The organism is Pseudomonas sp. TZ252 (assembly GCF_056110345.1).
In genome coordinates, this window is the sequence record NZ_CM148566.1 from 3,420,265 (window position 1) to 3,442,905 (window position 22,641).

The window sequence follows — 22,641 nt, forward strand, 5'->3', positions numbered from 1 at the left end:
GGGCGTCCTCACAGGTCGTGGCAGGTCTGGTTGAGCACCTGGGCCAGGGCGCCGACCGGGAAGTTAACCGGGGTGGCGAAGTCGTCGTCCTGGTAGCCGAAGATCTTGCCGTCGGTGCGCCCGGCTTCCAGGTCGATCAGCAGCACGCCGAGGGTCGGCACGATCTTCTCGCGCCAGACGAACAGGTACAGGCGTTCGGCCAGTCGGTAGCAGTGGCAGCGGTCGGTATCGGCCAGCCCTCGCTCGGCGCCGCGCAGGCATTGCCAGGTGTAGAAGTCGGGATTGAGGTAGACGTGTTCGTAGGCCTCGCTGGCGCTGTAGACGTAGCGGTTGCGCAGGCCGACCAACTCGTCGCTGGGGACGTGCGGGCAGGCGCCGGGCTGCCACGGGCGGTCGAGGCTGCCATGCAGGAACTCGGCCTCGACGCCGGTCAGTTCCCGGCCGGCCAGGGCCCGGGAGAACAGACCCTGTTCGCAGGCCGTGCGGTCGGGCAGATGGCCGAGCACCGCGGTGAACGCCTGGTTGTCGAAGTCCAGCACCAGGCTGACCGAGACCGGCCGGCCGTTTTCCTGCTTGAGGAAATCCACCAGGTAAAGGTTCTCCCGCAGTGAACTGGCGCGGTAGTCCGACTCGCCGCTGGCACTGCCGTCGGCCAGGCGCCAGCGCAGGCGCTGCGAGTCGAAGGCATGTTCGATGACCCAGCCGTTGGCGAAGTGCAGGACCCGTTCGAGCCCGGCGAGATCGCCGCAGGCGGGAAGGACGTGGTTGTCCGGAGCGAAGCCGTCGGCCAGGGCGCCGACGGTGATCCATCCGGAATGCGAGTGGGCGGACATAGGGTTCTCCTCGTCGTGGGAAACCCATGCTGGCCTGTCTTCGAGTATCCCGATATCGACCGGATGGTTGATAGGTCGATATGCCACGGAAATAGCACGGAGCGGCGAAGGGAAAGTTATCGAAGATGAAGTATTAGATGGGTTTTCGTTTCTTCTTTTTTGGTTTTTTAGTTAATGGGTTCCTGTTCTTTTATAAGTATTTTCTGAATGTATTCTTATGTACCTATTGGCTGTTATCGGAAATGGACTACATATGTTTTCGTATGATTATTATTTTTAAATCCTGTCTTTCTTTCTAGTATTTGGGTCTGCGTTTATCAGGGCGCAATCTTCGGCTGTCGCGTAATGGTCGGAGGCGCTCTAGGCGGCCGTCCCGGTTGCGCGCAAAGGCTTGGCTACCTTGGCCGGTTCGTACTGCATCGGCTCTCCAGGGAGCAGCCAGGATGTTCCACAACTCCAAAGGAAATCAGATGAACAAGTTCAAACGTGCAATTCTTGCGCCCCTCGTTGCGTCGGGCACCCTTCTCGCGCTGATGTCCCCCGTGGCCCATGCGGTCGATGGGATCGTCAACTTCTCGGGCAACATCACCGACGTCGCGTGCGATATCAACGGCCAGGCGCCGGGTGCGGGCAACGTCACCAACGTCGACCTGGGTATCGTGGCGCCGACCCATTTCACCGCCGTCGGAACCAACTCCACTTTCCAGGAGTTCGATCTGGTCCTCTCCGGTGCCGGCTGCACCAATGACAAGAAGGTTTCCATCGCCTTCGATACGGTCACCAACGTCGACCGTATCAGCGGCAACCTGATGCTGATGGGGCCGTCGAAAGCCAAGGGCGTGCAGATCCAGATCTTCAACAATTCGGCGGCCAACACCACGAAGATCCCGCTGGGCTTGGTCGAGGCCGCCCCGCAGAAGGCAACCATCGACAAGAACACGGCGACCCTGAAGTACAAGGCCTCCTATGTGTCCACCGAGAAGACCGTGATCGCGGGTACCGGCCTGTCCCATATCCGCTACCTCCTGGCGTACGAGTAAGCGGCGGTCGACGGACGAAGAGGTGAGGCCATGGCGCCGCTAATGCATCGTTTTCATTCTTTCGTGGCGGCAAGCGCCGTGGCCATCGCCCTGTGCGCCGGAACGGCTCATGCCGGGCTGATCGCACAGGGCACTCGCGTCGTCTTTCCGGCCAGCGAGCGCGAGGTCACCTTGCGGGTCAGCAATACGTCCGGCACTCCCGTGCTGGCGCAAGCCTGGATCGACGATGGCCGGCAGGACGTTCCCCCCGAGGAACTGCAGGTCCCCTTCAGCGTCACGCCGGCCGTGACGCGAGTGGACCCCAATGGCGGCGCCGTATTGCGCATCGCCTACCTGAAGGCCCCGTTGCCGACGGATCGCGAATCGCTGTTCTGGCTGAATATCCTGGAAGTTCCGCCCAGGGACGAAGACGAAAACAATGCATTGCAGTTTTCCTTTCGTTCGCGCTTCAAACTCTTCTTTCGACCCAGCCAGTTGAAGAGTGTCGATTCGGCTGCCGGGAAACTTCAATGGAAGTTTCTGGAGTCAGGGGGAGCAGGAAAAAAGACCGTAGTACAGGTAAATAATCCGACGCCTTACTACGTTTCGTTCGCCAGCGTCGAATTGATTGTCGATGGCCGTGTCATGTCCGTGGGAAAGGGAATGGTCGCGCCATTCTCGACGAAGGAGTTCGACTGGCAGGGAAATCCGAAGAACCTGGAAGCCGCTTCCGTCAGATACGAAGTCATCAACGATTACGGTGGCCGCAATACCCTCGATAGGGCACTCGGCAAATAACCCCTCCGTTTCCCCGCTTTCTACTTACGGCCCGACATATGAGTGGCGATTTTAAAATCGCTGCAGGGATTACATATGCCCAAAGTTTCTCTTCATAGGTGCCTGTCCGCTCCCGCTTACGGTGGGCAGGTCGCCCTGTTGCGAATGGCGATGCAGGGAGGGATCGCCGTTCGTTCCCTGCGATTCGCCTGTCTGCTGGCACTGTTTCCTTCGCTGTCCTCCTGCCAGTCCTGGTCCTCCGTCGGCGCCGCCGGCGTAGCCGGGGCGAAGGCGAAGGAGGCCAGGACGGGAGCACCGGCGAAACAGCCGCAGGCGCCCGCGGCGGCCGTTGCGTCACCGGCCGGTGGGTTGGACGCACCGTCGCGGCGGATCGTCTTCGACGCGCAGATGCTGGCCCTGGGGCCGGGCGGACGCTCGATCGATACGTCGCGTTTCGAGCGCGGCGACGTCATCGAGCCAGGCCGCTATCGCCTCGACCTGCTGCTCAACAGCCGATGGCGTGGCGTCGAGGAAGTCGAGCTGCGCCGCCAGCCGGGGCGGGAAAGCGCGGTCTTCTGCTACGACCGGGGCCTGCTGGAGCGGGCGGGCATCGACCTGGAGAAGAGCGCGCGTGGCCAGGACCGTTCCTCGGCTCGCGATCCTCTGCCCGAAGGTTTGCACTGCGACCCGCTCGAGCGCTATGTGCCGGGGGCCCGGGTCAAGCTCGATATCGCCGAGCAGTCGGTCTATGTCTCGGTGCCCAGCTATTACCTGAGCCTGGATTCTTCGAAGACCTATGTCGATCCGGCGAGCTGGGACAGCGGCATTTCCGCCGCCTTGCTCAACTACAACAGCAATCTCCACGTCAGGGAAAACCACGGCAGGAGCGCCACCAGCGGCTATGCCGGGATGAACGCCGGCTTCAATTTCGGGCGGGCGCGCCTGCGCCACAACGGCACGGCCACCTGGTCGCGCCGCATGGGCAGCCATTACCAGCGTAGCGCAACCTATGTGCAGACCGACCTGCCGGCCTGGCGTGCGCAGTTATTGCTGGGAGAAAACTCCACCAGCAGCGAGTTCTTCGATGCGGTGTCCTTCCGTGGAGTGCAGCTTTCCAGCGATGACCGGATGCTGCCGGATTCGCTGCGCTACTACGCTCCGGTGGTCCGTGGGACCGCCAGTACCAATGCGCGGGTATCGGTCTACCAGCGCGGCTACCTCATCTACGAAACCACGGTGGCACCCGGGGCGTTCGCTCTCGACGAACTGCAGACCGCCAGCTATGGCGGGGACCTGGAAGTGCGGGTGACCGAAGCCAGCGGGGAAGTCCGCAGTTTCATCGTGCCGTTCGCCACCACCGTGCAACTGCTGCGCCCCGGAACCACGCGCTACAGCCTGACGGCCGGGCGGCTCAACGATCCCAGCCTGGAGCGTCGGCCGAACATGCTGCAGGGCGTCTACCAGCGCGGCCTGGGCAACGACGTCACCGCATACGCGGGCGGGGCCTTCACCGGCAGCTACATGTCCGGATTGATGGGCGCGGCGCTGAACACGCCGGTGGGCGGATTCTCCGGTGACGTGACGCTGGCGCGTACCGAGGTTCCCGGCGACGACCGCCTTAGCGGCTCCAGCTACCGTCTCGCCTACAGTAAGAACCTGCCGAACACCGGCACCAACTTTTCGCTGCTCGCCTATCGTTACTCCACCGGTGGCTATCTCGGCCTGCGCGACGCGGCCTTCATGCAGGACCGGGTAGAGCGAGGCGAGCCGCTGGAGTCGTTCTCGCGCTTGCGCAACCGTCTCGACGCCAACATCAGCCAGCAACTGGGCAACGGCGGCAACCTGTACCTGAACGGCTCCTCGCAGCGCTACTGGAGCGGCGGCGGGCGGGCGGTCAACTTCTCCGTCGGCTACAGCAACCAGTGGCGCGACGTCAGTTACTCCATTTCCGCGCAACGCCTGCGCAGCCACTACGAAGGCTTTTCCAGCGGTGACAAGCGCGGCGAGACCAGCACGCTGTTCAGCCTGAACCTGTCCATTCCGCTGGGCGGCGCGGGACGCGGGTCGCCGACCCTGAGCAGCTACCTGACCCGCGACAGCAACAGCGGAACCCAGCTCACCAGCGGGGTTTCCGGCATGCTGGGCAAGCGTGGCGAGGCCTCCTACTCGCTGTCGGCCTCCCATGACCGCGACAGCCGGCAGACCTCGAAGAGCGCCAGCCTCGACTATCGACTGCCGCAGGTCGAACTCGGCTCCAGCCTCTCGCAGGGACCGGGCTATCGGCAGTTGTCGGTCAAGGCCGCGGGGGGCCTGGTCGCGCACAGCGGCGGGATCACCGCGGCACAAACCCTGGGCGAGACGATCGGCCTGGTCCACGCGCCAAATGCCAGGGGCGCGGCTGCCGGCTACTCTGGAAGCCGGATCGACCGCCACGGCTATGCGGTGATTCCCAACCTGCTGCCCTACCAGTTGAACAGCGTCGACCTCGACCCCAACGGCATGGCCGACGAGATCGAACTGAGGTCCAGTTCGCGCAACGTGGCGCCCACCGCCGGAGCGGTGGTGCGCCTCGACTATCCGACGCGGGTGGCAAGGCCCTTGCTGGTGGATAGCCGGATGCCCAGCGGCGAGCCCCTGCCGTTCGCCGCGGAAGTGCTTGATGCCCATAGCGGGCAGTCGGTGGGCGCCGTCGGCCAGGGCAGCCGCCTGGTGCTGCGGGTCGAGCAGGATCGCGGCTCGGTTCGGGTGCGCTGGGGCAACGAGCCGCAGCAGCAGTGCCTGGTCGACTATGCGCTGGGCCCGCGCGAGACGACGCCTCCCGTCCTGCAACTGGCATGTCGCCCGGCGTCGGCCGCCGACCGGGAGCGCACGCTGTGACCGGCGTCGGCCTGGGACGATGCGGCACGGCCTGGGTCCTGCTGGTGGCGCTGGTGGCGCTGGTGGCCGATGCCTCCGCCTCGCTGTCCGTGATCGGGACCCGTTTCATCTATCCGGCGGGCGTTTCCGCGCTGACGATTCGCGTCGGTAACGTCGGGACGCGCCCGGCCCTGGTCCAGGCCTGGCTCGATCGCGGCGACGAGACGGCGGACCCGAGCGCTGTCACGGTGCCGTTCATCCTGTCGCCGCCGCTGTTGCGTATGGACCCGCAGGAGACCCAGGCGCTCCAGCTTCGCCATACCGGCGAGCCGCTGCCGGACGACCGGGAATCGCTGTTCTGGGTCAACCTGCTGGAGGTGCCGGGGCGGGAGGACGGCAGCGGCAACCTGCTGCTGGTGAGCTACCGCCTGCGGATGAAGCTCCTGTTCCGTCCGCAGGGTCTGGCCGGCGATCCGCGAGCCGCCGCGCGCCAGGTCGTCTGGCGCCTGCGTCCGGCGGTACGGCCGGGGCAGCGGGCGCTGCTGGAGGCGGACAACCGCAGTCCCTATCACGTTTCCCTGGTGCGCCTGGAGCTGGGCGAGGGCGACCTCGCCATGTCCCTCGGCAGCGTCACCCTGCCGCCTTTCGCCCTTACCCCGTTGAGTCTGCCGGCCGTGCCCGGCGAGGCGGCGCGGGTCCATTTCGATGCGGTGGGGGATGACGGCCAGATCGAGCGCGGCGACGCGCCGGCAGAGAGATACCCGTAGGAGTTCGGCAGGGCCCGGGGAGTTGGGCTCCTGCCGTAGCACGGCCCTGCGAATAGGTCGCGGGGTTTCACTGGAGGAAGGAAGCACATGAACAAATGCTATGCACTGGTCTGGAACGTATCCCAGGGCTGCTGGAACGTCGTCAGCGAAGGCAGTCGCAGGCGCGGCAAGCCCGCCGGCGCCAAGGCGGCGATCGCCTCCGCCCTGGCCCTGCTGGGCGCCACGGCCCTGGCTCCGGCCTATGCGCTGCCAAGCGGGGGAACGGTGGTCGGCGGGAGCGCGAACGGGGAGATACACCTGTCGGGCGGCAACAGCCTGTCGGTCAACCAGAAGGTCGACAAGCTCATCGCCAACTGGGATTCTTTCAGCGTTGCCGCCGGCGAGCGGGTGATCTTCAACCAGCCGAGCAGTAGCTCGATCGCCCTGAATCGGGTGATCGGCACCAAGGCCAGCGATATCCAGGGTCGGATCGATGCCAACGGCCAGGTCTTCCTGGTCAACCCCAACGGCGTGCTCTTCGGTCGCGGTGCCCAGGTCAATGTCGGCGGCCTGGTGGCTTCCACGCTGGACATCACGGATGCCGAGTTCAACGGCAACTCCTCCAGATACCGTTTCACGGGTCCCTCTACCAACGGTGTCCTCAACCACGGGGGCGCCATCACCGCGGCAGAAGGCGGCAGCATCGCCCTGCTGGGCGCGCAGGTCGACAACCGCGGGACGGTCCTGGCGCAGATGGGCGGTGTCGGGCTCGGCGCGGGCAGCGACCTGACGCTGAATTTCGACGGCAACAAGCTGCTCGACATCCGCGTCGACGCCGGGGTCGCCAATGCGCTGGCAAGCAACGGCGGCCTGCTCAAGGCCGACGGGGGGCGAGTCCTGATGGCGGCCAGGACCGCCAATGCGCTGCTCAACACGGTGGTGAACTCCCAGGGTGCCATCGAGGCCCGTTCGCTGCGCGGCAAGAACGGGCGGATCGTGCTCGATGGCGGCCCGGACGGCAAGGTCATGGTGGGAGGCGCCTTGTCCGCCAATGCGCTGAAAGGTCCGGGGCACGGCGGCACGGTCGAGGTCCGGGGGCAGGCGGTGGAAGTGGCCCTGGGCACCCAGGTGAACACGCTCGCCAGCAATGGCCTCAACGGCACCTGGAAGATTGCCGCCGACAAGATCGACGTGCGCCCGTCGGCGGTGTCGGATGGCGTCACCGTTCATGCCGACACCCTGTCGCGGAACCTGGCGAGCACCAATATCGAACTGGTTTCGACCAAGGGCGACCTGGACCTCGACGGCTCGGTGAGCTGGGCATCGGGCAACCGGCTGGGGCTGGGCTCCGCGGCCGACCTGACGTTGAATGGCAGGCTGAATGCCAGTGGCGCCAAGGCTGGGCTGGAGCTGAAGGCCGAAGGCGCTATCGATATCAATGACAAGATCGTTCTCGGCGGGGCTGGCAGCGCGCTGGCCATGGATGCCGGCGAAGGCCACCGGGTGAACGGCACGGCGTCGGTCTCCCTGGCCGGGGCCAACGCGACCTACGTCTCCGGTGGCTATTACTACACGGTGGTGCAGAACCTGGCGCAGTTGCAGGCGATCAACAAGAACCTGGACGGCCTGTACGTGCTCGGCGGCAATATCCTGGGCGGCAGCTATTACTGCACGGCGCTGCAATCCATCGGCGGGCCCGCCGGCGTTTTCAGCGGCACCCTGGACGGTCTCGGCAACAGCATCGGCAATCTCTCGATCAGCAACACCGGGCCGAATGTCGGGCTGTTCGCCCGCTCCTCGGGCACCCTGAGCAACCTGAAGCTGAACAACCTGCGGGTATCCGATAACACCTACGGCTCCGGACCGTCTTCGCTCGGCGCCCTGGTCGGGATCAACAGCGGCCGCATCGCCAACGTCAGCGCCAGCGGGGTCTCGGTCGTCGGCAGCCGACTGCGCTCCAACGCACTGGGCGGCCTGGTCGGGCGCAATATCAGCGGGCAGATCGCGAACGCATCCGTCAGCGGCGGCGTCACCGGTTATGCGGCGAGCACGGCGGTCGGCGGTCTGGTGGGGGAGAACTTCACCACCGCCTGGGGGCCGGAGGCGGTCATCGAGAACGCCCACAGCAACGTCCATGTGGCTGCACAGTCCACCGAGCGCAACAGCCTGGGCGGCGTCGGCGGCCTGGTCGGACTGAATGCGAAGGCCACGATCAGGGCGTCCGGCAGCCAGGGGAAGGTCGAGACCTACCGGCCCGGCCTGAACGTCGGCGGCCTGGTCGGCTACAACATGTTCGGCCACGTCTCCGATAGTAGCGCCAGCGGCCAGGTGGAGGCCGGCGGCGCGGGGAATACCGGCGGGCTGGTCGGCCTGAGTTCCGGCGGCGAGATATTCCGCTCGCAGGCGAGCGGGTCGGTGTACAGCAAGGGCGGCCTGGCGACCGGCGGGCTGATCGGCAAGGCAGAAGGCAACGGCATGCTCGGAAACCTGAAAGCCAGCGGCAGCGTCACGGACCAGGGCGGCGCGGATCTGGGCGGGCTGGTCGGCAACAATAGCCAGAGCGCCATCGAGACCGCCGAGGCGACGGGCAAGGTCAGCGGCGGCAGCAACAGTCGCGTCGGCGGGCTGATTGGACACAACCTCGGCGGTTCCGTCGCCCATGCGATCTCGCGCGGCGACGTGAGCGGCGGGTTCAACAGTCTGGTGGGCGGGCTCGTCGGCCACAACGGCGGCGAACTGGTCAACGTGGATGCCAGCGGCAGGGTCAGCGCCGCTGCGAGTGCGTCGGTTGGCGGCCTGGTCGGCAGCAACGCCGGTTCGATCCTGTCGGCGCGCAGCAGCAGTACCGTCAACAGCGGCGGGCGCAGCCGCATCGGCGGCCTGGTCGGCGAGAACCAGATCCAGGGACGCATCGTTTCGTCCATGTCGGAAGGCACCGTCAGTGGCGACTACTACGTCTCCATGGGCGGGCTGGCCGGCGTCAACCTGGGATCGATCGAGTACTCCGGCGTCAGCGGCAAGATCGACTTCAAGCCTCAGTCCCATTACGGCCAGATCTACGGTGCGCAGGTCGGCGAGAACCATGGGGTCCTGGGCGGCAACTACGTGATCGGCGAGGCGGCGCTCCTGCCGCCTGCCGGTATCGACTACGGCAACATCTGGTAAGGCCGGCAGGGGAGGTCCCTGGCGGACCTCCCTTCCCGGCCGGGGCCGCTCTCGCCTGGAGTGTGGCCCTCTTCCGCAGGCGCAATCTTGGAGAGTTCCATGAGCATGAGGTTATTTCCCGGCCGCGTTTCCCTGCGCCGCCGGCCTGGCGCGCAGGCTCGGCAGGCGCTCGTTCTCGGCCTCTGCTGCCTGACCGGCGGCCAGGCCTGGGCCCTGAACGAGGTCGCCCTGAACTGCTCGTTCGGCAATGGCAAAGGCTTGCCCTGGCGTGTGGTGAACGAGCTGACCAGCGGCACGGCGAAAGGCACGGTGCTGTTCGCCAGGCCGGTGAGCCTGTTCCTGAACTACAAGCCCCAGGCTTCCCAGGAGGCGCATGAGCTGGTCATCGGGGGGAACTGGTCCGGGGTGGGCTTTCCGGGGCCTTACGGCACGGTGGCGTCCGACGTCAAAGGCATCGGCTATCGGATCTCGGTGGATGCCCAGGACGGCGTCAAGCGGGTGATTCCGGTCGACAACCAGCCCCATGCGCTGGACAAGCGAGTCACGAGCTTTTCCGGAAGCACGACCAGCGACTACCTACAGGAACTGGTCCTGACGGTCGACCCCGGCGAGTTGCCTGCCGGCGACCTGAAGGTAACCAGCGTATCCGGCAGCGCCACCCTGAATCTCTGGGCGGTGGACAGGCTGAAGGGCGAAGCGTCCATCGGCAGCGTCCTGGCGGTGCCTGCGGACAACTACCCCACCGGGGTTTGCCGAAAGCCCTATTCGCTGATCGGCCCGGCCTCCATCGGGATCGGCGGCGGTCCCCCGCCGCCGCCGATCCCGAAGAAATGCAAGGTCGAGGTGGGACGGGAAATCAACGTCAAACTGGGTAGCGTCGCGTTGAAGAACTTCCCGCGGGTCAACGACACCTCCACGGAGCGTTCCTTCGATATTTCTCTCAGCGAGTGTGCGGCGCTGGCCAAGCCGGAAATCGCTTTCCGCGACAAGTATGTCTCGGCGCAGCAAGCGGACCCGACGATCCTCAGCTTGAAGAGCGGCGGCGCGGCGGGGTTCGGCATCGTCGTGAAGAACGGCCTGGACCAGCAGCGGATACGTTTCGACGGCACGCCCTACCCGATGCGGCGTGTCGGCGACAGCGCCGACCTCCCGCTGAGTGCCGCCTACATCCGTATCGGCGCGGAGGGCGAATTGAAGGCCGGGGTCGCCGACGGCGCCGCCGAGTTCACGTTTACCTTCCCCTGAGCGGCGCCGCCGTTCTTTCCCCGGCGTTTCCCGCCCCGCCTCGGGAAGCGCCGTCGGCCGCTTTCGCGCCAGCCCTCGCGAAGGCTCGGCCCCTCACCTCCAGTGGTTGCAGATCGCCGAAGGCGCTCTGCATATCGCTCCGCTGCTCGTCCTGGGTCTCGTGCGCACATGCCATTCCCGCACGCGGAATACCGATATTGCGTATGGGCGAAGGCTTTCTGAGGGATATGCAAGTTTCCTCGGTAGGATTTCGCGCAAATAAAAGAACGCTATTTTCCAGGCGATAGTTTCAGCTTGTCACGGAACTCTTTTTTCAAATTTTTTGCTGCTCTGGCTTGTCCGTTTCGTATTTCATCGTTTTTCATAAGTGTCTACGTATACGTTTTTCGGGGGCTGTTTCAAGTGTCTTTGTTGTTAGTTTGCGAGGCGAAAAAATAGTAGTTTTACTATATTAAATATCGTCGGTTTCACTAGAAAATACACATGTTCACTTTGAACCGGGGCAGTGGCGTCGGCGGATTCCGGACCGCGCTTTCCTCCTTGCCGGCCGAGCGGCGGCCGCCTGCCTGCGGCAGGCATGACCGAGACCACAGGTTTCCTGGTAACGCTTTCGCCTGCCGTGTACCGCTTAAGGAGACGCAAGGATGTCCCTACATCGCATTCGCGTAATGGTTGCGGATGATCATCCCGCCATTTCGCTGGGTATTTCCTACGAACTGAGTCAGTGCGGTTCTTTGGAGATGCTCGGTCAAGTTTCCAATTCTACCGAGTTGATCGGTCGGCTCAACGAAGGCGACTGCGATGTCGTTATCGTCGACTATACGATGCCGGGCGGGAAATATGGCGATGGACTGGCATTGTTGTCATTGCTGCGGCGACGTTATCCGCATCTGCAATTGGTTGTCTTTACCATGCTGAACAATCCGGGCCTTATCCGGGCCATTCTCAAGCAGGGTATCAATTGCATCCTCAGCAAGTCCGACTCGACCAGTCACCTGCTGGCGGCGGTGAGCGCGGCCTATTCGCGAAACCAGTATTTCTCGCCGTCGATCAGGGACATCTTCGTCAACCAGGTGCTTTCCTCGCACAACGAACGGCTGACGCCCCGGGAGGCGGAAATCGTCCGTCTGTTCGGCTCCGGACTGACCATCACCGAAATCGCCGAGCGCTCGCATCGCAGCGTGCAGACCATCAGTACGCAGAAGGTCAGTGCCATGAAGAAGCTCGGCATCAAGCGCGATGCCGACCTCATCAGGTATGCGGCCGAGGGCTATTGCCGGATGCCCTGACGGATCGGCCCGCTTCACCAGGGCAGCGGCTGGTTCCGATAATCGACGAAGCGACAGGCATTCACGCCCGCGGCATCCTCCACCGCCGCGACCAGTCCGGCGGCGCTTTCCTCGACGCTCAGCGGCGCGCTGTCGCCGCCCATTTCGGTACGCACCCAGCCGGGATGCAGGAGCAACAGGCTGAACGGCAACTCCTCGAACTCGCCCTCCCAACTGCGTACCAGGCTGTTCAGCGCCGCCTTGCTGGCGCCGTAGAGCGGCATCGTGGCCGACAGGCCCAGCGCCAGGCTGGCCATCTGCGAACTCATGAACGCCACCACGCCACCCCGGCTAACCCGTCCGGACAGTGCCCTGGCCAGGCGCAGCGGCGCGATGGCGTTGGTCAGGAATAGCTGGGCGGTCTGCTCGGCGTCGATTTCCGCCACATCCTGTTGCTGCGGGCCGTAGATGCCGGCGTTGACGATCAGGCGATCGATCCGCCGCTCGCCCAGCATCTCGCCAATGCGTTCGGCGCAATCGTGTTGGTTGAGGTCGCCGGTCACCGCTTGCAAGCGCTCCCCGGCCCGCTCCGCCAGTGCCTGTAGCCCGGGAGAGCCTTGCGGACGCCGGGCGACGGCGAATACCTGTGCGCCGCGTTGCAGGAAGGCATCCGCCAGTCCCAGGCCGATGCCGCGCGAGGCGCCGACGATCAGAACGTTGTGCATGAGGTTCTCCGGGCGATAAAGCGGACAGGATACCCAAGCGCGTCCCGCTGCGTAACCGCCGCGGCGACCTCGTTACCGCATGGCGCTGCCGCCCAGGCCGGCGAGGTACAGGTCGAGCAGGCGGTCGTCGAACTCCGGCTCGCGCACGGCGCTCCCGCGCAGGTGTTCCTCGACGTTGGTGCAGTCCCAGAGATAGGTGTCCTGGTACAACTCGACGGTGCTGCGGCCGGCGTACATGTTGTCGCGGAACATGCTCAGCAGGGGATAGAGCGGGGCGTCGCGATTGTCTTCCCAGAGACTTACCCAGTCGTCGAACGGCATCTGCCGAAGGGGACGCCCGGCGCGTCGCCCGAGACGGCCGAAGAACTCGTCCAGGGTCAGGCAGCGCGGAATGCTCGGCACCAGGTTGAATTTCTTGCCCAGCGCCGAAGGCTGGCGGGCGATGACGCTGATCGCCTCTACCATGTAGTCCACCGTGGTCAGGCCCTCGCGCAGCTCGCGCAGGAGCGGCACGGCCCGGTACTCCAGGCAGGTCCGCGCCAGCCGGCTCCACCACTGGTAGTCGGCGTAGGCGCCGGTACGGCTGTGGCAGGTGGCGTAGCCGAGGCGGAAGGTCATCAGCGGCAGGCCGCGTTCGGCGGCGAGGTCGGCGATCTTTTCCATCACCCATTTGCTGCGCACGTAGCCCATGTCGGTGACCACCGCCGGCAGGTTCTGGTCGATGTCGTCGTCCTCGCGCATCAGGCGCTTGCCGGTATGCAGGTGGCCCCAGCTGTACACCGAGATGCTCGACAGCAGCATCAGCGGCTTGCAGCGGCCGCTGGCGCAGAAGCGCAGGACCTGGCCGAGCCCCTCGACGTTGTCGCGCTTCATGTAGCTGTATGGCTGGATGAAGTTCACCGCGCTGGCGGAATGGAAGACCTGGTCGACGCTGCCGGCCAGCTCGCGATAGGTTTCCGCCGGTAGTCCGAAACCTGGTTCTGCGAGGTCGGCGGCGTAGGCCCTGACCCGTCGCCAGTCCGTCTCGGCGAGTTCGATGCGGTGCTGCCGGGCGGCCTGGCGCAGGCGTTCGAGGGCATGGGCGTCGTTTTGCGCACGGACCGGACAATGCAGGTCGGCCTCGCGGCTGGCCAGCAGCTCGGCGAGCAGGTGGGCGCCCATCAGCCCGCTGGCGCCGGTGAGCAGGATGTGCCGTGGCGCCAGCAATTGGGCGGTGTCCATGGGGCGGCTGAAATCCACGTCGGCGGGCAGGCGCACGTCCCGTTGCAGCTCCTGGGCCGGTTCGCTGTCCAGCGCCGGCGGCGCTTCGCCGGCGCGCCGCGCCAGGCTGGCCGCCAGTTGGCGCACGCTCGGGGTGCGGTAGATGTCGTGGATGTAGGCACGGTTGCCGAAGCGTCGGCTCAATTCGCGCACCAGGGCGGCGGCCAGCAGGGAATGGCCGCCGACCTCGAAGAAGCTGTCGTCCAGGCCGAAGTCGGTATGCCCCAGCACTTCCTGCCAGGACAGGGCCACTTGCAGTTCGCCGGGGGTGCCGAAGCGTTGCTCGTCGAGTCGTTCCTGGCATTGTTCGTCCAGGTGTCGACGCAGGGCCTGGCGGTCGATCTTGCCGTTGACCGTGGTCGGCAGGCTGTCCAGCGACAGGTAGCGGCTGGGCAGCATGTAGTCGGGCAGTTCCTGGCGCAGTGCGGTCTTGATGGCGGCGAGCACGGCCCTGGCATCGCCGTCCTGCTGGCGGGGGACCACGAAGGCGCTCAATTGCTGGCTACCGCAGCGTGGGTCGGCATGCGCCAGCACCACCGCGCCATGGATCGCCGGCTGGCGCAGCAGCGCGGCTTCGACGTCGCCGAGTTCGACGCGGTGGCCGCGGATCTTCACCTGGTCGTCCAGCCGACCGAGGAACTGCAGGCTGCCGTCGGCCAGCCAGCGGGCCTTGTCGCCGGTGCGATAGAGCCGGCGCCGCAGTGCCTGCGAGTAGTGGAAGCGCCTGGCGGTCATGTCCGGGTCGCGCAGGTATTCGCGCGCCAGGCAGACGCCCGCCAGGTTCAGTTCACCGGGTCGGTCGCCATGGCAAGGCCGGTCGTCGGCGTCGAGGATGAATGCCTCGCAGCCGTCGATGGGCGTGCCGATCGAGGCGGGTCGCCGATGTGCTTCGGCGTCGACGATGCGGCAGGTGGCGAAGACCGTGGCCTCGGTCGGGCCGTAGTAATCCACCACGGTATAGGGCAGCCCGCCGGTTGCGACCGGCGGCAGTTTTTCCCCGGCGCAGAACAGGTAGCGCAGCGCCAGCGACGGCGGGGCGGGCTGCTCCGCCAGCGCGGGCACCATCACGGTAGGCGCGAAGGCGTGGCTGATCCGCTGCTCGGCGAAGAATGCCAGCAGCGCCGCCGGGTCTGGGCGCACCTCGTCGGGCACCAGGTGGAGGCAGGCGCCTGCGCACAGGGTGGACCAGATTTCCCATTGGGAAACGTCGAAGCCGACGCCGGCCATCAGGGTGGTGCGGCTCCGTTGATCCATATTGAAGCGCCGGTTGTGCCAGCCCACGAGGTTGGCCAGGGAGCGACTCTCGATCACCACGCCCTTGGGTTCGCCGGTGGTGCCCGAGGTGAAGATCACATACAGCGCTTCGCTGCCGTCGAGCGCCGGTCTCGGCGCGGCACCCGCCGCACTCGTCGCGAGCGCCTGTGCGATGACCTCCACCGGTTGCCCCGGCAGGTCCTCGGCATGGGTGGCGAGGGCCAAGGGGGCTTGGCACTGGCGGAGGACTTCCCGCTTGCGCCTGTCGGGTTGCCGACGGTCCACCGGTACGTAGGCCGCTGCGCACTTGGCGGCCGCCAGGATGGCGATGACCAGTTCGGCCGAGCGTTCGGCCAGCAGGGGCAGCAGCTCGCCCCGGGCGACGCCGCGCCTGGCCAGGTGGGCGGCCAGCCCGTCGCTGAGCCGGTCGAGTTCGCGGTAGCTGAACGAGCGCTCGCGATCGACGAGGGCGGGGCGTTCGGGATGGGTATCTGCGTGTTGCCTGAATAAGCCAAGAACAGAATCTTTCGACATGGCTGAGACTCCTGTCTTGCCGGTGGAAAAGACGTTATCCGTGGTTTTTCAGCGTATCGAGCGGGGACCAGGGGGAAGGCTGGCGATAGGCCTGGTCCAAGGCTAGCCCCGAGGGGAAATGCGGCAACTGCCATTTGGTACAGGGTAAGGGGGGCTTGCCGCCGGGGTCGCCAGGGGCGCCCCGGACGTTTTCGGAAGCGGGACCGGACTCAGTCCAACTGGCCTTCCCGGTCGTCGAAGATCGCTTCTATGGCCAGTCCGAACACCCGGGCGAGCTTGAACGCCAAGGGCAGGCTTGGATCGTAGCGGCCGGTTTCGATGGCGTTCACCGTCTGCCGCGATACCTCCAGCTTTCCGGCCAGCTCCGCCTGTGACCAACCGCGCTCCGCGCGCAACTCGCGAACGCGGTTCCTCATGCGTAGCGCCTCAGTCCCAGGACGCAGCCGATGACCCAGAACGCGCCCATCAGGGGCCAGACGAAGAACATCGAGAGTTTCGGAAAGCCGGTGGTTTCGAGGAAACCGTAGGTGAAGGTGAGCAGGGCGGTGCCGACGAAGGCCAGGGCGAGGGCTTCGAGATGGATGCGCCGGGCCATTTCGTCGAGGCGCCGCAGGTAACGGATCACCACCAGCGCCAGGGCGACCATCGGTGGCACCGGCAGCAGGGCGAGGAAGACCCGGCCGGCGCCCGGTTCCGTGCCCGCCAGCGACTGGCCGCTGATCAGAACGGCAGCGGCATAGCCGACCAGCGCGAGAAGCAGTTCGAGGAAGAAACGTTTGTGGGTCATGGTTGAATCGTCCGTGTAAAGGGTGCTTTACATTGGACGGGAGGCTGTTTTTTGTCAAGCAAGCTTTACATCTGCATGGACTTGCCTTGGCGGGTAGACTCGGGGATGGTAGCGGGCGGCCTCTGGGAGAATGGCGAAATGGCGCCGCCGCCGGAGGCACCGCACGGGAATCTGGGTTTCGCCCGCGCCCAACTGGAGGCCGCGGAGTTGCCGCCGGTGGCAGGCGGCGAAGGTTGGGAGGTGTTGCACTTCGCCGATGTCGGCGCCCTGGCCTGGTACCTGTTGAACCTGCCCTGGGTATTTCCCGGTTTTTCCTTCAGGCGCCACCGCAAGGGCCTGCGCGGCCTGCACGAGAGCGGCGAGCCGCTGGCGGTGCGGCAGTTCCTCTTCTGGCTGGAGGCGCGCAACCCCCAGGCCGCGCGCGGCTAGAGGAAGAGTCGCTTCACCAGCTCGGTGCGGCTGCGCGCACCGGTCTTGCGGAACAGGTTGAGCAGGTGGGTCTTCACCGTCGGCAGGCCGAGTCCGAGGCACTGCGCCAGGCATTTGTTGCTGACGCCGTCACGCAGCAGCAGGGCGATCTCCCGTTCCCTCGGCGTCAGGCCTTGCAGGCGCTCGGCGCTGGCCGCTGGCGTGGCGCATGCCTGCGCCGCCAGCTCCATCAGGCCATGCAGGGCGCGCAACTGTCGCAGCTCCTGGTCGGAGAAGGCCCCTAGGCGGGCGTCGCGCAGCAACGACAGGGCCGCGACCGGACGCTGATGCGCATGCGCCAGCACCTCGACCACGTCGCAGATCCCGTGGCGTCGCAGGAAGCCCTGGTACAGCGCGCTGTCCTCCGCGGGCTGGCGGGCGATGCCCTGGCGCAGCGGCACCACCGGCGAAGCGCTGGCCAGGCAGTGGCGCGGCTGCAGCGGATCGTAGTCGCGGTAGTGGCGCAGGTAGTCGCGGTGCATGCCGGCCGGCATCCGCAGGAGCTGGAAATCGTGTGCGCGGCAATCCTCGTCGATGCGATAGAACACGCACAGGCTGGCCGGCACCACCTGGGTGAAGGCCTGCATGCAGCGCGGGCCGAGGTCGGGCGACAGGGTCGAAGGCATGGCGCGGGACTCCCGTGGGACGAGGCGGCGGGACGTCCACTGTCCCGCCTGCCGGGCAGAATGTCCATGCCCCGGCGCGCCGTCTTGTCTCTCTCTGCCTGGCTTGGCAGGCAGCGGCAAGAAACCCGGCAGGCTGGAGCAAGCGAGCGGGGGAGCGGCGGGTCCAGAGTATTCCCGGGTAGTAGGCGCATGCATGACGCAGCGCCGTCGCCAAGCCGAGGAGCACACATGAGTATTGCCATCGACCCGTCCGTCAGCGCCTTCTTGCGCAGTCCCCATGGCCTGCTGATCGACGGCGAGTCCGGGCCGGCGCGTTCCGGCGCCGACATGCCGCTGTACGACCCGGCGACCGGTACCGAGCTGGCGCGCGTGGCCCGCGCCGGCGCCGAAGACGTCGATCGGGCGGTCGCCGCCGCGCGGCGTGCGTTCGAAGGCAACTGGGCAGGCCAGCGCCCGGCCGATCGCGAGCGCCTGCTGCTGCGACTGGCGGAACGGATCGAGGCGCATGGCGAGCAACTGGCGCAGCTGGAGACCCTGAACAACGGTAAGTCGATCAACCTGTCGCGGGCCCTGGAGGTCGGCGCCTCGGTCGAGTTCATCCGCTACATGGCCGGCTGGGCGACCAAGATCGAGGGCCGCAGCCTCGACCTGTCGATCGCCGCGGTCCCAGGCGCGCGCTACCGGGCCTACACGGTGCCGGAGCCGGTGGGCGTGGTTGGAGCCATCGTGCCGTGGAATTTCCCCTTGCTGATGGCGATCTGGAAGATCGTCCCGGCCCTGGCCTGCGGCTGCACCGTAGTCCTCAAACCGGCCGACGAAACCCCGCTGACCGCCCTGCGCCTCGGCCAGTTGTGCCTGGAGGCGGGGATTCCACCAGGGGTGGTGAACATCGTCACCGGCACGGGCGCCGAGGCCGGCGCGGCACTGGCGGCGCACCCGGGCATCGACAAGCTGGCGTTCACCGGCTCGACCCCGGTGGGCAAGCTGATCGGGCATGCGGCGGTGGAGAACATGACGCGTTTTTCCCTCGAACTCGGCGGCAAATCCCCGGTGATCATCCTCGATGACACCAGCCTGGACATGGCTGCCGCCGGTTCCGCCGGCGCGATCTTCTTCAACCAGGGGCAGGTCTGCACCGCTGGTTCGCGCCTCTATGTGCAGCGCAAGCGTTTCGACCAGGTGCTGGAGCGCCTGGCGGCCATCGCCGGCGACCTGAGCATCGGCCCCGGCCTGGATCCGACCACGCAGATCAACCCGCTGGTCTCGGCCAGGCAGCAGGAGCGGGTGCTGGGGATGATCGAAAGCGGGGTGGCTGAGGGCGCCAGCGTGGTCTGCGGCGGGGCGCGCCAGGGCGAGACGGGGTTCTACGTGCAGCCGACGATCCTTGCCGACGTCACCCCGGGGATGCAGGTGGTGCGCGAGGAAATCTTCGGGCCGGTGCTGGTGGCGACGCCCTTCGACGATCTCGACGAAGCGGTGCGTCTGGCCAACGACAGCATCTACGGGCTCGGTGCGAGCATCTGGTCCAACGACCTGCGCCAGGTCATGGACCTGGTACCCAGGATCAAGGCCGGCACGGTATGGGTGAACGCCCACAACCTGCTCGACCCGTCGATGCCGTTCGGCGGCTTCAAGCAGTCCGGCATCGGACGCGAGATGGGCCATGCGGCGATCGAGGCGTACACCGAGAACAAGTCGGTGTGCATCGCCTACTGATATCGATGAATCGGGGGGAGCCGATTCGTTCGGCTCTTTCGCTGCCCTCCGCGGCAGCCTTTTGTTCGACACGCCTCGCCTGCCGGCGGAGCGTACGGGACGCCGGCGCGTCCCGCAGGGCCTGACGCAAGAACAACAACAGCAACGCTGCCGTCGAGGATACGTCGATGTCCAACTCCAGACTCACCCAGCACCTGCTCCGCGGGCGGGTTGGTTTCCCCACCGCCCTGGCCAGTTCGGTCGGGTTGATCATGGCCAGCCCGGTGATCCTCACCGCCACCACCGGCTTCGGCCTGGGCGGCGGAACCTTCGCCGTGGCGATGCTGGTGGCGCTGCTGCTGATGCTGGCGCAATCCACCACCTTCGCCGAGGCCGCCTGCCTGCTGCCGACCCGTGGCTCGGTCTACGACTACCTGTCGTGCGGCCTCGGGCGCTTCTTCGCGATCACCGGCACGCTGTCGGCCTACCTGATCGTCCATGTGTTCGCCGGCACCGCCGAGACCATGCTCAGCGGCACCATGGCGCTGGTCAACTTCGAGTCGCTGAATACCCTCACCGAGCCGGGCGGCAGCGCCTGGCTGGTGGGCGTCGGCATGGTGCTCTGCTTCGGCCTGCTGAATGCGCTGGGGATCACCGCCTTCGGTCGCGCCGAAGTGATCCTCACCTTCGGCATGTGGAGCACCCTGATGATCTTCGCCGTGGCCGGCCTGTTGCGCCTGCCCGCGGTGGAGTTGCAGGGCTGGTTCGGGGCCTCGATGGTCGGCGACGACCTGCCGACCCTGCTGTCGCTGGTGGGCATGGCGATGTTCATGTTCGTCGGTTGCGAATTCGTCACGCCGCTGGCGCCGGAGGTGCGCCACGCTTCGCGGACCCTGCCGCGGGCGATGGCCCTGGGGTTGATCGGGGTGGCCTGCTGCATGTTCCTCTATGGCGCGGCGATGCGCCGGCAGGTGGAAAACCTCGACCTCGGCGGCGGCCTGCACCTGCTGGAGACGCCGATGGCGATCCCGCGATTCGCCGAGCAGGTGATGGGACCGTTCGGACGCATCTGGCTGGGCGTGGGCCTGCTGTTCGCCGGGGCCGCCACCATCAACACCCTGATGGCCGGCCTGCCGCGGATTCTCTACGGGATGGCGCTGGATGGCGCCTTGCCGAAGGCCCTCACCTACCTGCACCCGCGCTTCAAGACACCGTTGCTGTGCATCGCCGTGGCAGCGGCGATTCCCTGCCTGCACGCCTGGTGGCTGGGCGGCGACAGCGAAGGGATCATCCACCTGGTCCTGGCTGCGGTCTGCGCCTGGGGCACCGCCTACCTGCTGGTGACCCTCTCCGTGGTGCTGCTGCGCATCCGTCGCCCGGACCTGCCGCGCGCCTACCGCTCGCCGCTGTTCCCGTTGCCGCAGCTATTCTCCAGCGCCGGAATCCTGCTGGGGATGTTCTACATCACGCCGCCGGGGATGAACCCCGTCGACATCTACCTGCCGTTCGCCCTGATGCTCGGCCTGGCGGCCGCCTACGCCCTGTTCTGGACCCTGTGCGTACAGCGGGTGAATCCGTTCCGTCCGCTGGCGGTGGAAGAGGTGCTGGAGAAGGAATTCGCCGAAGAGGACCAGCAGCAGCGGGAGAGGGCGCATGTCCGCCTGGGCGCGCTGGTATGAGCGTCACTGGCGCGACTGGCGGCCAGCCGCCTATCGCCCCGGAGCCACCCTGGCCCTGGTGCGGCGCAACCTGGCTGCGTGCGACGGCGAGGCGCAGGACGGCAGGCTGTTGCTGCGTACGAAAGAGCTGAGCCTCGAGGTTCGCGAGCGGGTCCAGGCGCACCTGTTCATGCATATCGTCAGCACCGAGTTCAGCCTGTTCGTGGCGGCGCCCGGGGGGCCGCCGGCCAGCCTGGAGCTGCGTCACGCCGGTTGCTTGCGGCGTCGCGGCATCCTTTGCAAGGTGCGCAGCGGGAGCGGGCTCGAGCCGTTGCGGGAGGCCTTGCAGGGGGGCGACCGGGCCTTGCTGGAGCAACTCATGCCGCTGGACTTCCGGAGCTTGCGCCTCTGCCGCGACGACAGGGGCTGGACCGTGAGCCTGGAACACCTGGGGGCGTGCGAGGTGGTCAACCGCTTCCCCGCCTATCGCCGCTACATCCCTCTGGTCGCCGAGCAGCGCCTGGCCCTGCTGGGCGCCTTCGCCCAATTGCAGCGCCTGCTTTCTCCCGCCTGAACGGCCCTTGCCGGCTCTCCCGGATGCGTATCCGCCGGTCCATTTGCGCTAGCTTGTGGGTATATCGATAACATGTTAATCATATCGGCAGCGCTGCGTGGCTCGGTAATTGCCGCGCCATACAACAATAACGATGGCCGTTGCCGTCAGGAGGTGCCCGGTGCATACCCTGTCTTCCGCACACAACAGCTTCGAAGCCTGGAACCAGGCGTTGCGCCAGGTCTGCGGGCGCTTCGAGTCGCAGCCCGCGCTGAACCGGACGCTGTTCATCGGCGATATCTCGCGGCAGGACCTCGGCGGCCTGGAGCTGGCGCAGATCCGCACCAACGCAGGGCGCATCGCCCGCCAGGCCACCCATGCCGATCATGACGACGACCGCCACTGCTTCCTGGTCGTCCAGCGCAGCGGCCATGCGCAACTGCGCCAGGGTGGGGACAGCATAGAGCTGGCGCCAGGGGAAATGGCGCTGATGGACTCCGCGGGCGGCTGCGAGATCATTCCCCACGGACTCATCGAACACACCTCGTTCCATCTCTCCCGCGACCAGGTATGCCGGCACCTGCCGCCCAGCCAGCGGGCCTTCGGCAAACTCTCGCCGAACTGCGCCAGCGGTCGCCTGCTCGGCCTGCTGGTGCAGCAGGTGTGCGCCGGAGAACTGCAGCCGTGGGCGGTGGCGGACGAGGGCGGGGCGTTGCAGGAGGCGCTGATCGCCCTGCTCGGGCCGGCGCTACAGCACGCCGGCGAGGAATTGGAGGGACCGCTGGCCGGGCTCTATGGCTACAGTCTGCGCCGGCACGCGGAGCGCCTGATCGAGCAATCCCTGCAGGAGCCGCGCCTGAGTCCGGACATGCTCGCCGGCCGCCTGCGCATCTCGGTGCGCCAGTTGTACCGGTTGTTCGAGGAGCAGGGCGACAGCGTCTGCCGCTACATTCTCCGCCAGCGCCTCAGCCGCAGCGCCGCCGACCTCGGCAACCCACGGCTGCGCGGCGAATCGATCACCTCCATCGCCTTCAAGTGGGGTTTCAGCGACTCGGCGCATTTCAGCCGGGCGTTCAAGAAGCAGTTCGAGGTTTCGCCCAAGGACTATCGGGCCGGCGCGCTACCGGCCTGACGCCGCCGCGCGCTGCCATTCGTCCCGCCGATCCGCGCCG

17 protein-coding genes and 1 pseudogene are annotated in these 22,641 nt (G+C 66.4%); 12 read left to right on the plus strand and 6 right to left on the minus strand.

Annotation, left to right across the window (positions count from 1 at the left end; all coding sequences use genetic code 11):
• Nucleotides 1-8: 8 nt before the first annotated feature.
• On the minus strand, nt 9-833 hold the full coding sequence (locus ACYAF3_RS15815) for a molybdenum cofactor biosynthesis F family protein (protein WP_088003360.1): 825 nt from the start codon (nt 831-833) through the stop codon (nt 9-11).
• Nucleotides 834-1,303: 470 nt separating this feature from the next.
• Between ACYAF3_RS15815 and ACYAF3_RS15820 the strand changes: the two genes are divergently transcribed.
• The 7 genes from ACYAF3_RS15820 to ACYAF3_RS15850 all read left to right on the plus strand — a co-directional run bounded on the left by ACYAF3_RS15820 (nt 1,304) and on the right by ACYAF3_RS15850 (nt 11,930).
• The gene (locus ACYAF3_RS15820; protein WP_003111034.1) at nt 1,304-1,873 is read left to right on the plus strand and encodes a fimbrial protein; all 570 of its coding nucleotides are present in this window, start codon (nt 1,304-1,306) and stop codon (nt 1,871-1,873) included.
• Between the two features lie 30 nt (nt 1,874-1,903).
• A complete protein-coding gene (gene cupB2, locus ACYAF3_RS15825) occupies nt 1,904-2,650 on the plus strand; it encodes a molecular chaperone CupB2 (RefSeq protein ID WP_003104544.1) in 747 nt (248 codons plus the stop codon).
• 387 nt (nt 2,651-3,037) lie between these two features.
• The gene (gene cupB3, locus ACYAF3_RS15830) at nt 3,038-5,506 is read left to right on the plus strand and encodes a fimbrial biogenesis outer membrane usher protein CupB3 (protein WP_015502350.1); all 2,469 of its coding nucleotides are present in this window, start codon (nt 3,038-3,040) and stop codon (nt 5,504-5,506) included.
• Complete coding sequence (locus ACYAF3_RS15835) at nt 5,503-6,252, plus strand: fimbrial biogenesis chaperone (protein ID WP_003121946.1); 750 nt, start codon at nt 5,503-5,505, stop codon at nt 6,250-6,252. The genes cupB3 and ACYAF3_RS15835 overlap by 4 nt, the downstream gene beginning before the upstream one ends.
• Before the next feature lie 87 nt (nt 6,253-6,339).
• Nucleotides 6,340-9,396 (plus strand): two-partner secretion domain-containing protein, encoded by a 3,057-nt coding sequence (locus tag ACYAF3_RS15840; RefSeq protein WP_003121947.1) that lies wholly within the window; start codon nt 6,340-6,342, stop codon nt 9,394-9,396.
• Nucleotides 9,397-9,495: 99 nt separating this feature from the next.
• Nucleotides 9,496-10,641: a fimbrial protein gene (locus ACYAF3_RS15845; protein WP_003158814.1), complete on the plus strand. Its 1,146-nt coding sequence runs from the start codon at nt 9,496-9,498 to the stop codon at nt 10,639-10,641.
• A gap of 644 nt (nt 10,642-11,285) precedes the next feature.
• Nucleotides 11,286-11,930, plus strand: coding sequence for a response regulator (locus ACYAF3_RS15850; protein WP_003118222.1), 645 nt, complete (start codon nt 11,286-11,288; stop codon nt 11,928-11,930).
• Between the two features lie 14 nt (nt 11,931-11,944).
• On the opposite strand, the gene ACYAF3_RS15855 is transcribed toward ACYAF3_RS15850, so the two are convergent.
• The 4 genes from ACYAF3_RS15855 to ACYAF3_RS15870 form a co-directional block, all read right to left on the minus strand.
• The gene (locus ACYAF3_RS15855; protein WP_003113039.1) at nt 11,945-12,634 is read right to left on the minus strand and encodes an SDR family oxidoreductase; all 690 of its coding nucleotides are present in this window, start codon (nt 12,632-12,634) and stop codon (nt 11,945-11,947) included.
• Nucleotides 12,635-12,706: 72 nt separating this feature from the next.
• A complete protein-coding gene (locus tag ACYAF3_RS15860) occupies nt 12,707-15,682 on the minus strand; it encodes a non-ribosomal peptide synthetase (RefSeq protein ID WP_128669606.1) in 2,976 nt (991 codons plus the stop codon).
• Nucleotides 15,683-15,891: 209 nt separating this feature from the next.
• On the minus strand, nt 15,892-16,098 hold the full coding sequence (locus ACYAF3_RS15865; RefSeq protein WP_003093358.1) for a helix-turn-helix transcriptional regulator: 207 nt from the start codon (nt 16,096-16,098) through the stop codon (nt 15,892-15,894).
• Nucleotides 16,095-16,469 (minus strand): hypothetical protein, encoded by a 375-nt coding sequence (locus tag ACYAF3_RS15870; protein ID WP_003105252.1) that lies wholly within the window; start codon nt 16,467-16,469, stop codon nt 16,095-16,097. The genes ACYAF3_RS15865 and ACYAF3_RS15870 overlap by 4 nt, the downstream gene beginning before the upstream one ends.
• Nucleotides 16,470-16,601: 132 nt before the next feature.
• Between ACYAF3_RS15870 and ACYAF3_RS15875 the strand changes: the two are divergent.
• A pseudogene (locus ACYAF3_RS15875) lies at nt 16,602-16,898 on the plus strand (hypothetical protein); the annotation flags it as partial.
• Here the strand turns inward: ACYAF3_RS15875 and ACYAF3_RS15880 are convergent.
• Nucleotides 16,895-17,563 (minus strand): helix-turn-helix transcriptional regulator, encoded by a 669-nt coding sequence (locus ACYAF3_RS15880; protein WP_003119119.1) that lies wholly within the window; start codon nt 17,561-17,563, stop codon nt 16,895-16,897. The pseudogene ACYAF3_RS15875 and the gene ACYAF3_RS15880 sit on opposite strands and share 4 nt — an antisense overlap.
• A 228-nt stretch (nt 17,564-17,791) precedes the next feature.
• Between ACYAF3_RS15880 and ACYAF3_RS15885 the strand changes: the two genes are divergently transcribed.
• From ACYAF3_RS15885 to feaR, 4 genes are all read left to right on the plus strand, one after another.
• Nucleotides 17,792-19,279 (plus strand): aldehyde dehydrogenase family protein, encoded by a 1,488-nt coding sequence (locus ACYAF3_RS15885; RefSeq protein WP_003118226.1) that lies wholly within the window; start codon nt 17,792-17,794, stop codon nt 19,277-19,279.
• A gap of 167 nt (nt 19,280-19,446) precedes the next feature.
• Complete coding sequence (locus ACYAF3_RS15890) at nt 19,447-20,937, plus strand: APC family permease (protein WP_121286078.1); 1,491 nt, start codon at nt 19,447-19,449, stop codon at nt 20,935-20,937.
• Complete coding sequence (locus ACYAF3_RS15895; protein WP_003132379.1) at nt 20,912-21,490, plus strand: DUF3156 family protein; 579 nt, start codon at nt 20,912-20,914, stop codon at nt 21,488-21,490. The genes ACYAF3_RS15890 and ACYAF3_RS15895 overlap by 26 nt, the downstream gene beginning before the upstream one ends.
• 160 nt (nt 21,491-21,650) lie before the next feature.
• A complete protein-coding gene (gene feaR, locus ACYAF3_RS15900; RefSeq protein ID WP_003093343.1) occupies nt 21,651-22,601 on the plus strand; it encodes a transcriptional regulator FeaR in 951 nt (316 codons plus the stop codon).
• The last annotated feature ends 40 nt before the right edge of the window (nt 22,602-22,641 follow it).

Bases quoted from the DNA above. Each gene is read 5' to 3' on its own strand.
- ACYAF3_RS15885 (WP_003118226.1), top strand. From the start codon at position 17,792: ATGAGTATTGCCATCGACCCGTCCGTCAGCGCCTTCTTGCGCAGTCCC.
- ACYAF3_RS15840 (WP_003121947.1), top strand. From the start codon at position 6,340: ATGAACAAATGCTATGCACTGGTCTGGAACGTATCCCAGGGCTGCTGG.
- ACYAF3_RS15820 (WP_003111034.1), top strand. From the start codon at position 1,304: ATGAACAAGTTCAAACGTGCAATTCTTGCGCCCCTCGTTGCGTCGGGC.
- ACYAF3_RS15880 (WP_003119119.1), bottom strand. From the start codon at position 17,563: ATGCCTTCGACCCTGTCGCCCGACCTCGGCCCGCGCTGCATGCAGGCC.
- ACYAF3_RS15860 (WP_128669606.1), bottom strand. From the start codon at position 15,682: ATGTCGAAAGATTCTGTTCTTGGCTTATTCAGGCAACACGCAGATACC.
- ACYAF3_RS15890 (WP_121286078.1), top strand. From the start codon at position 19,447: ATGTCCAACTCCAGACTCACCCAGCACCTGCTCCGCGGGCGGGTTGGT.
- ACYAF3_RS15815 (WP_088003360.1), bottom strand. From the start codon at position 833: ATGTCCGCCCACTCGCATTCCGGATGGATCACCGTCGGCGCCCTGGCC.
- cupB2 (WP_003104544.1), top strand. From the start codon at position 1,904: ATGGCGCCGCTAATGCATCGTTTTCATTCTTTCGTGGCGGCAAGCGCC.
- ACYAF3_RS15855 (WP_003113039.1), bottom strand. From the start codon at position 12,634: ATGCACAACGTTCTGATCGTCGGCGCCTCGCGCGGCATCGGCCTGGGA.
- ACYAF3_RS15865 (WP_003093358.1), bottom strand. From the start codon at position 16,098: ATGAGGAACCGCGTTCGCGAGTTGCGCGCGGAGCGCGGTTGGTCACAG.
- ACYAF3_RS15895 (WP_003132379.1), top strand. From the start codon at position 20,912: ATGTCCGCCTGGGCGCGCTGGTATGAGCGTCACTGGCGCGACTGGCGG.
- ACYAF3_RS15870 (WP_003105252.1), bottom strand. From the start codon at position 16,469: ATGACCCACAAACGTTTCTTCCTCGAACTGCTTCTCGCGCTGGTCGGC.
- ACYAF3_RS15850 (WP_003118222.1), top strand. From the start codon at position 11,286: ATGTCCCTACATCGCATTCGCGTAATGGTTGCGGATGATCATCCCGCC.
- cupB3 (WP_015502350.1), top strand. From the start codon at position 3,038: ATGCTGGCCCTGGGGCCGGGCGGACGCTCGATCGATACGTCGCGTTTC.
- ACYAF3_RS15845 (WP_003158814.1), top strand. From the start codon at position 9,496: ATGAGCATGAGGTTATTTCCCGGCCGCGTTTCCCTGCGCCGCCGGCCT.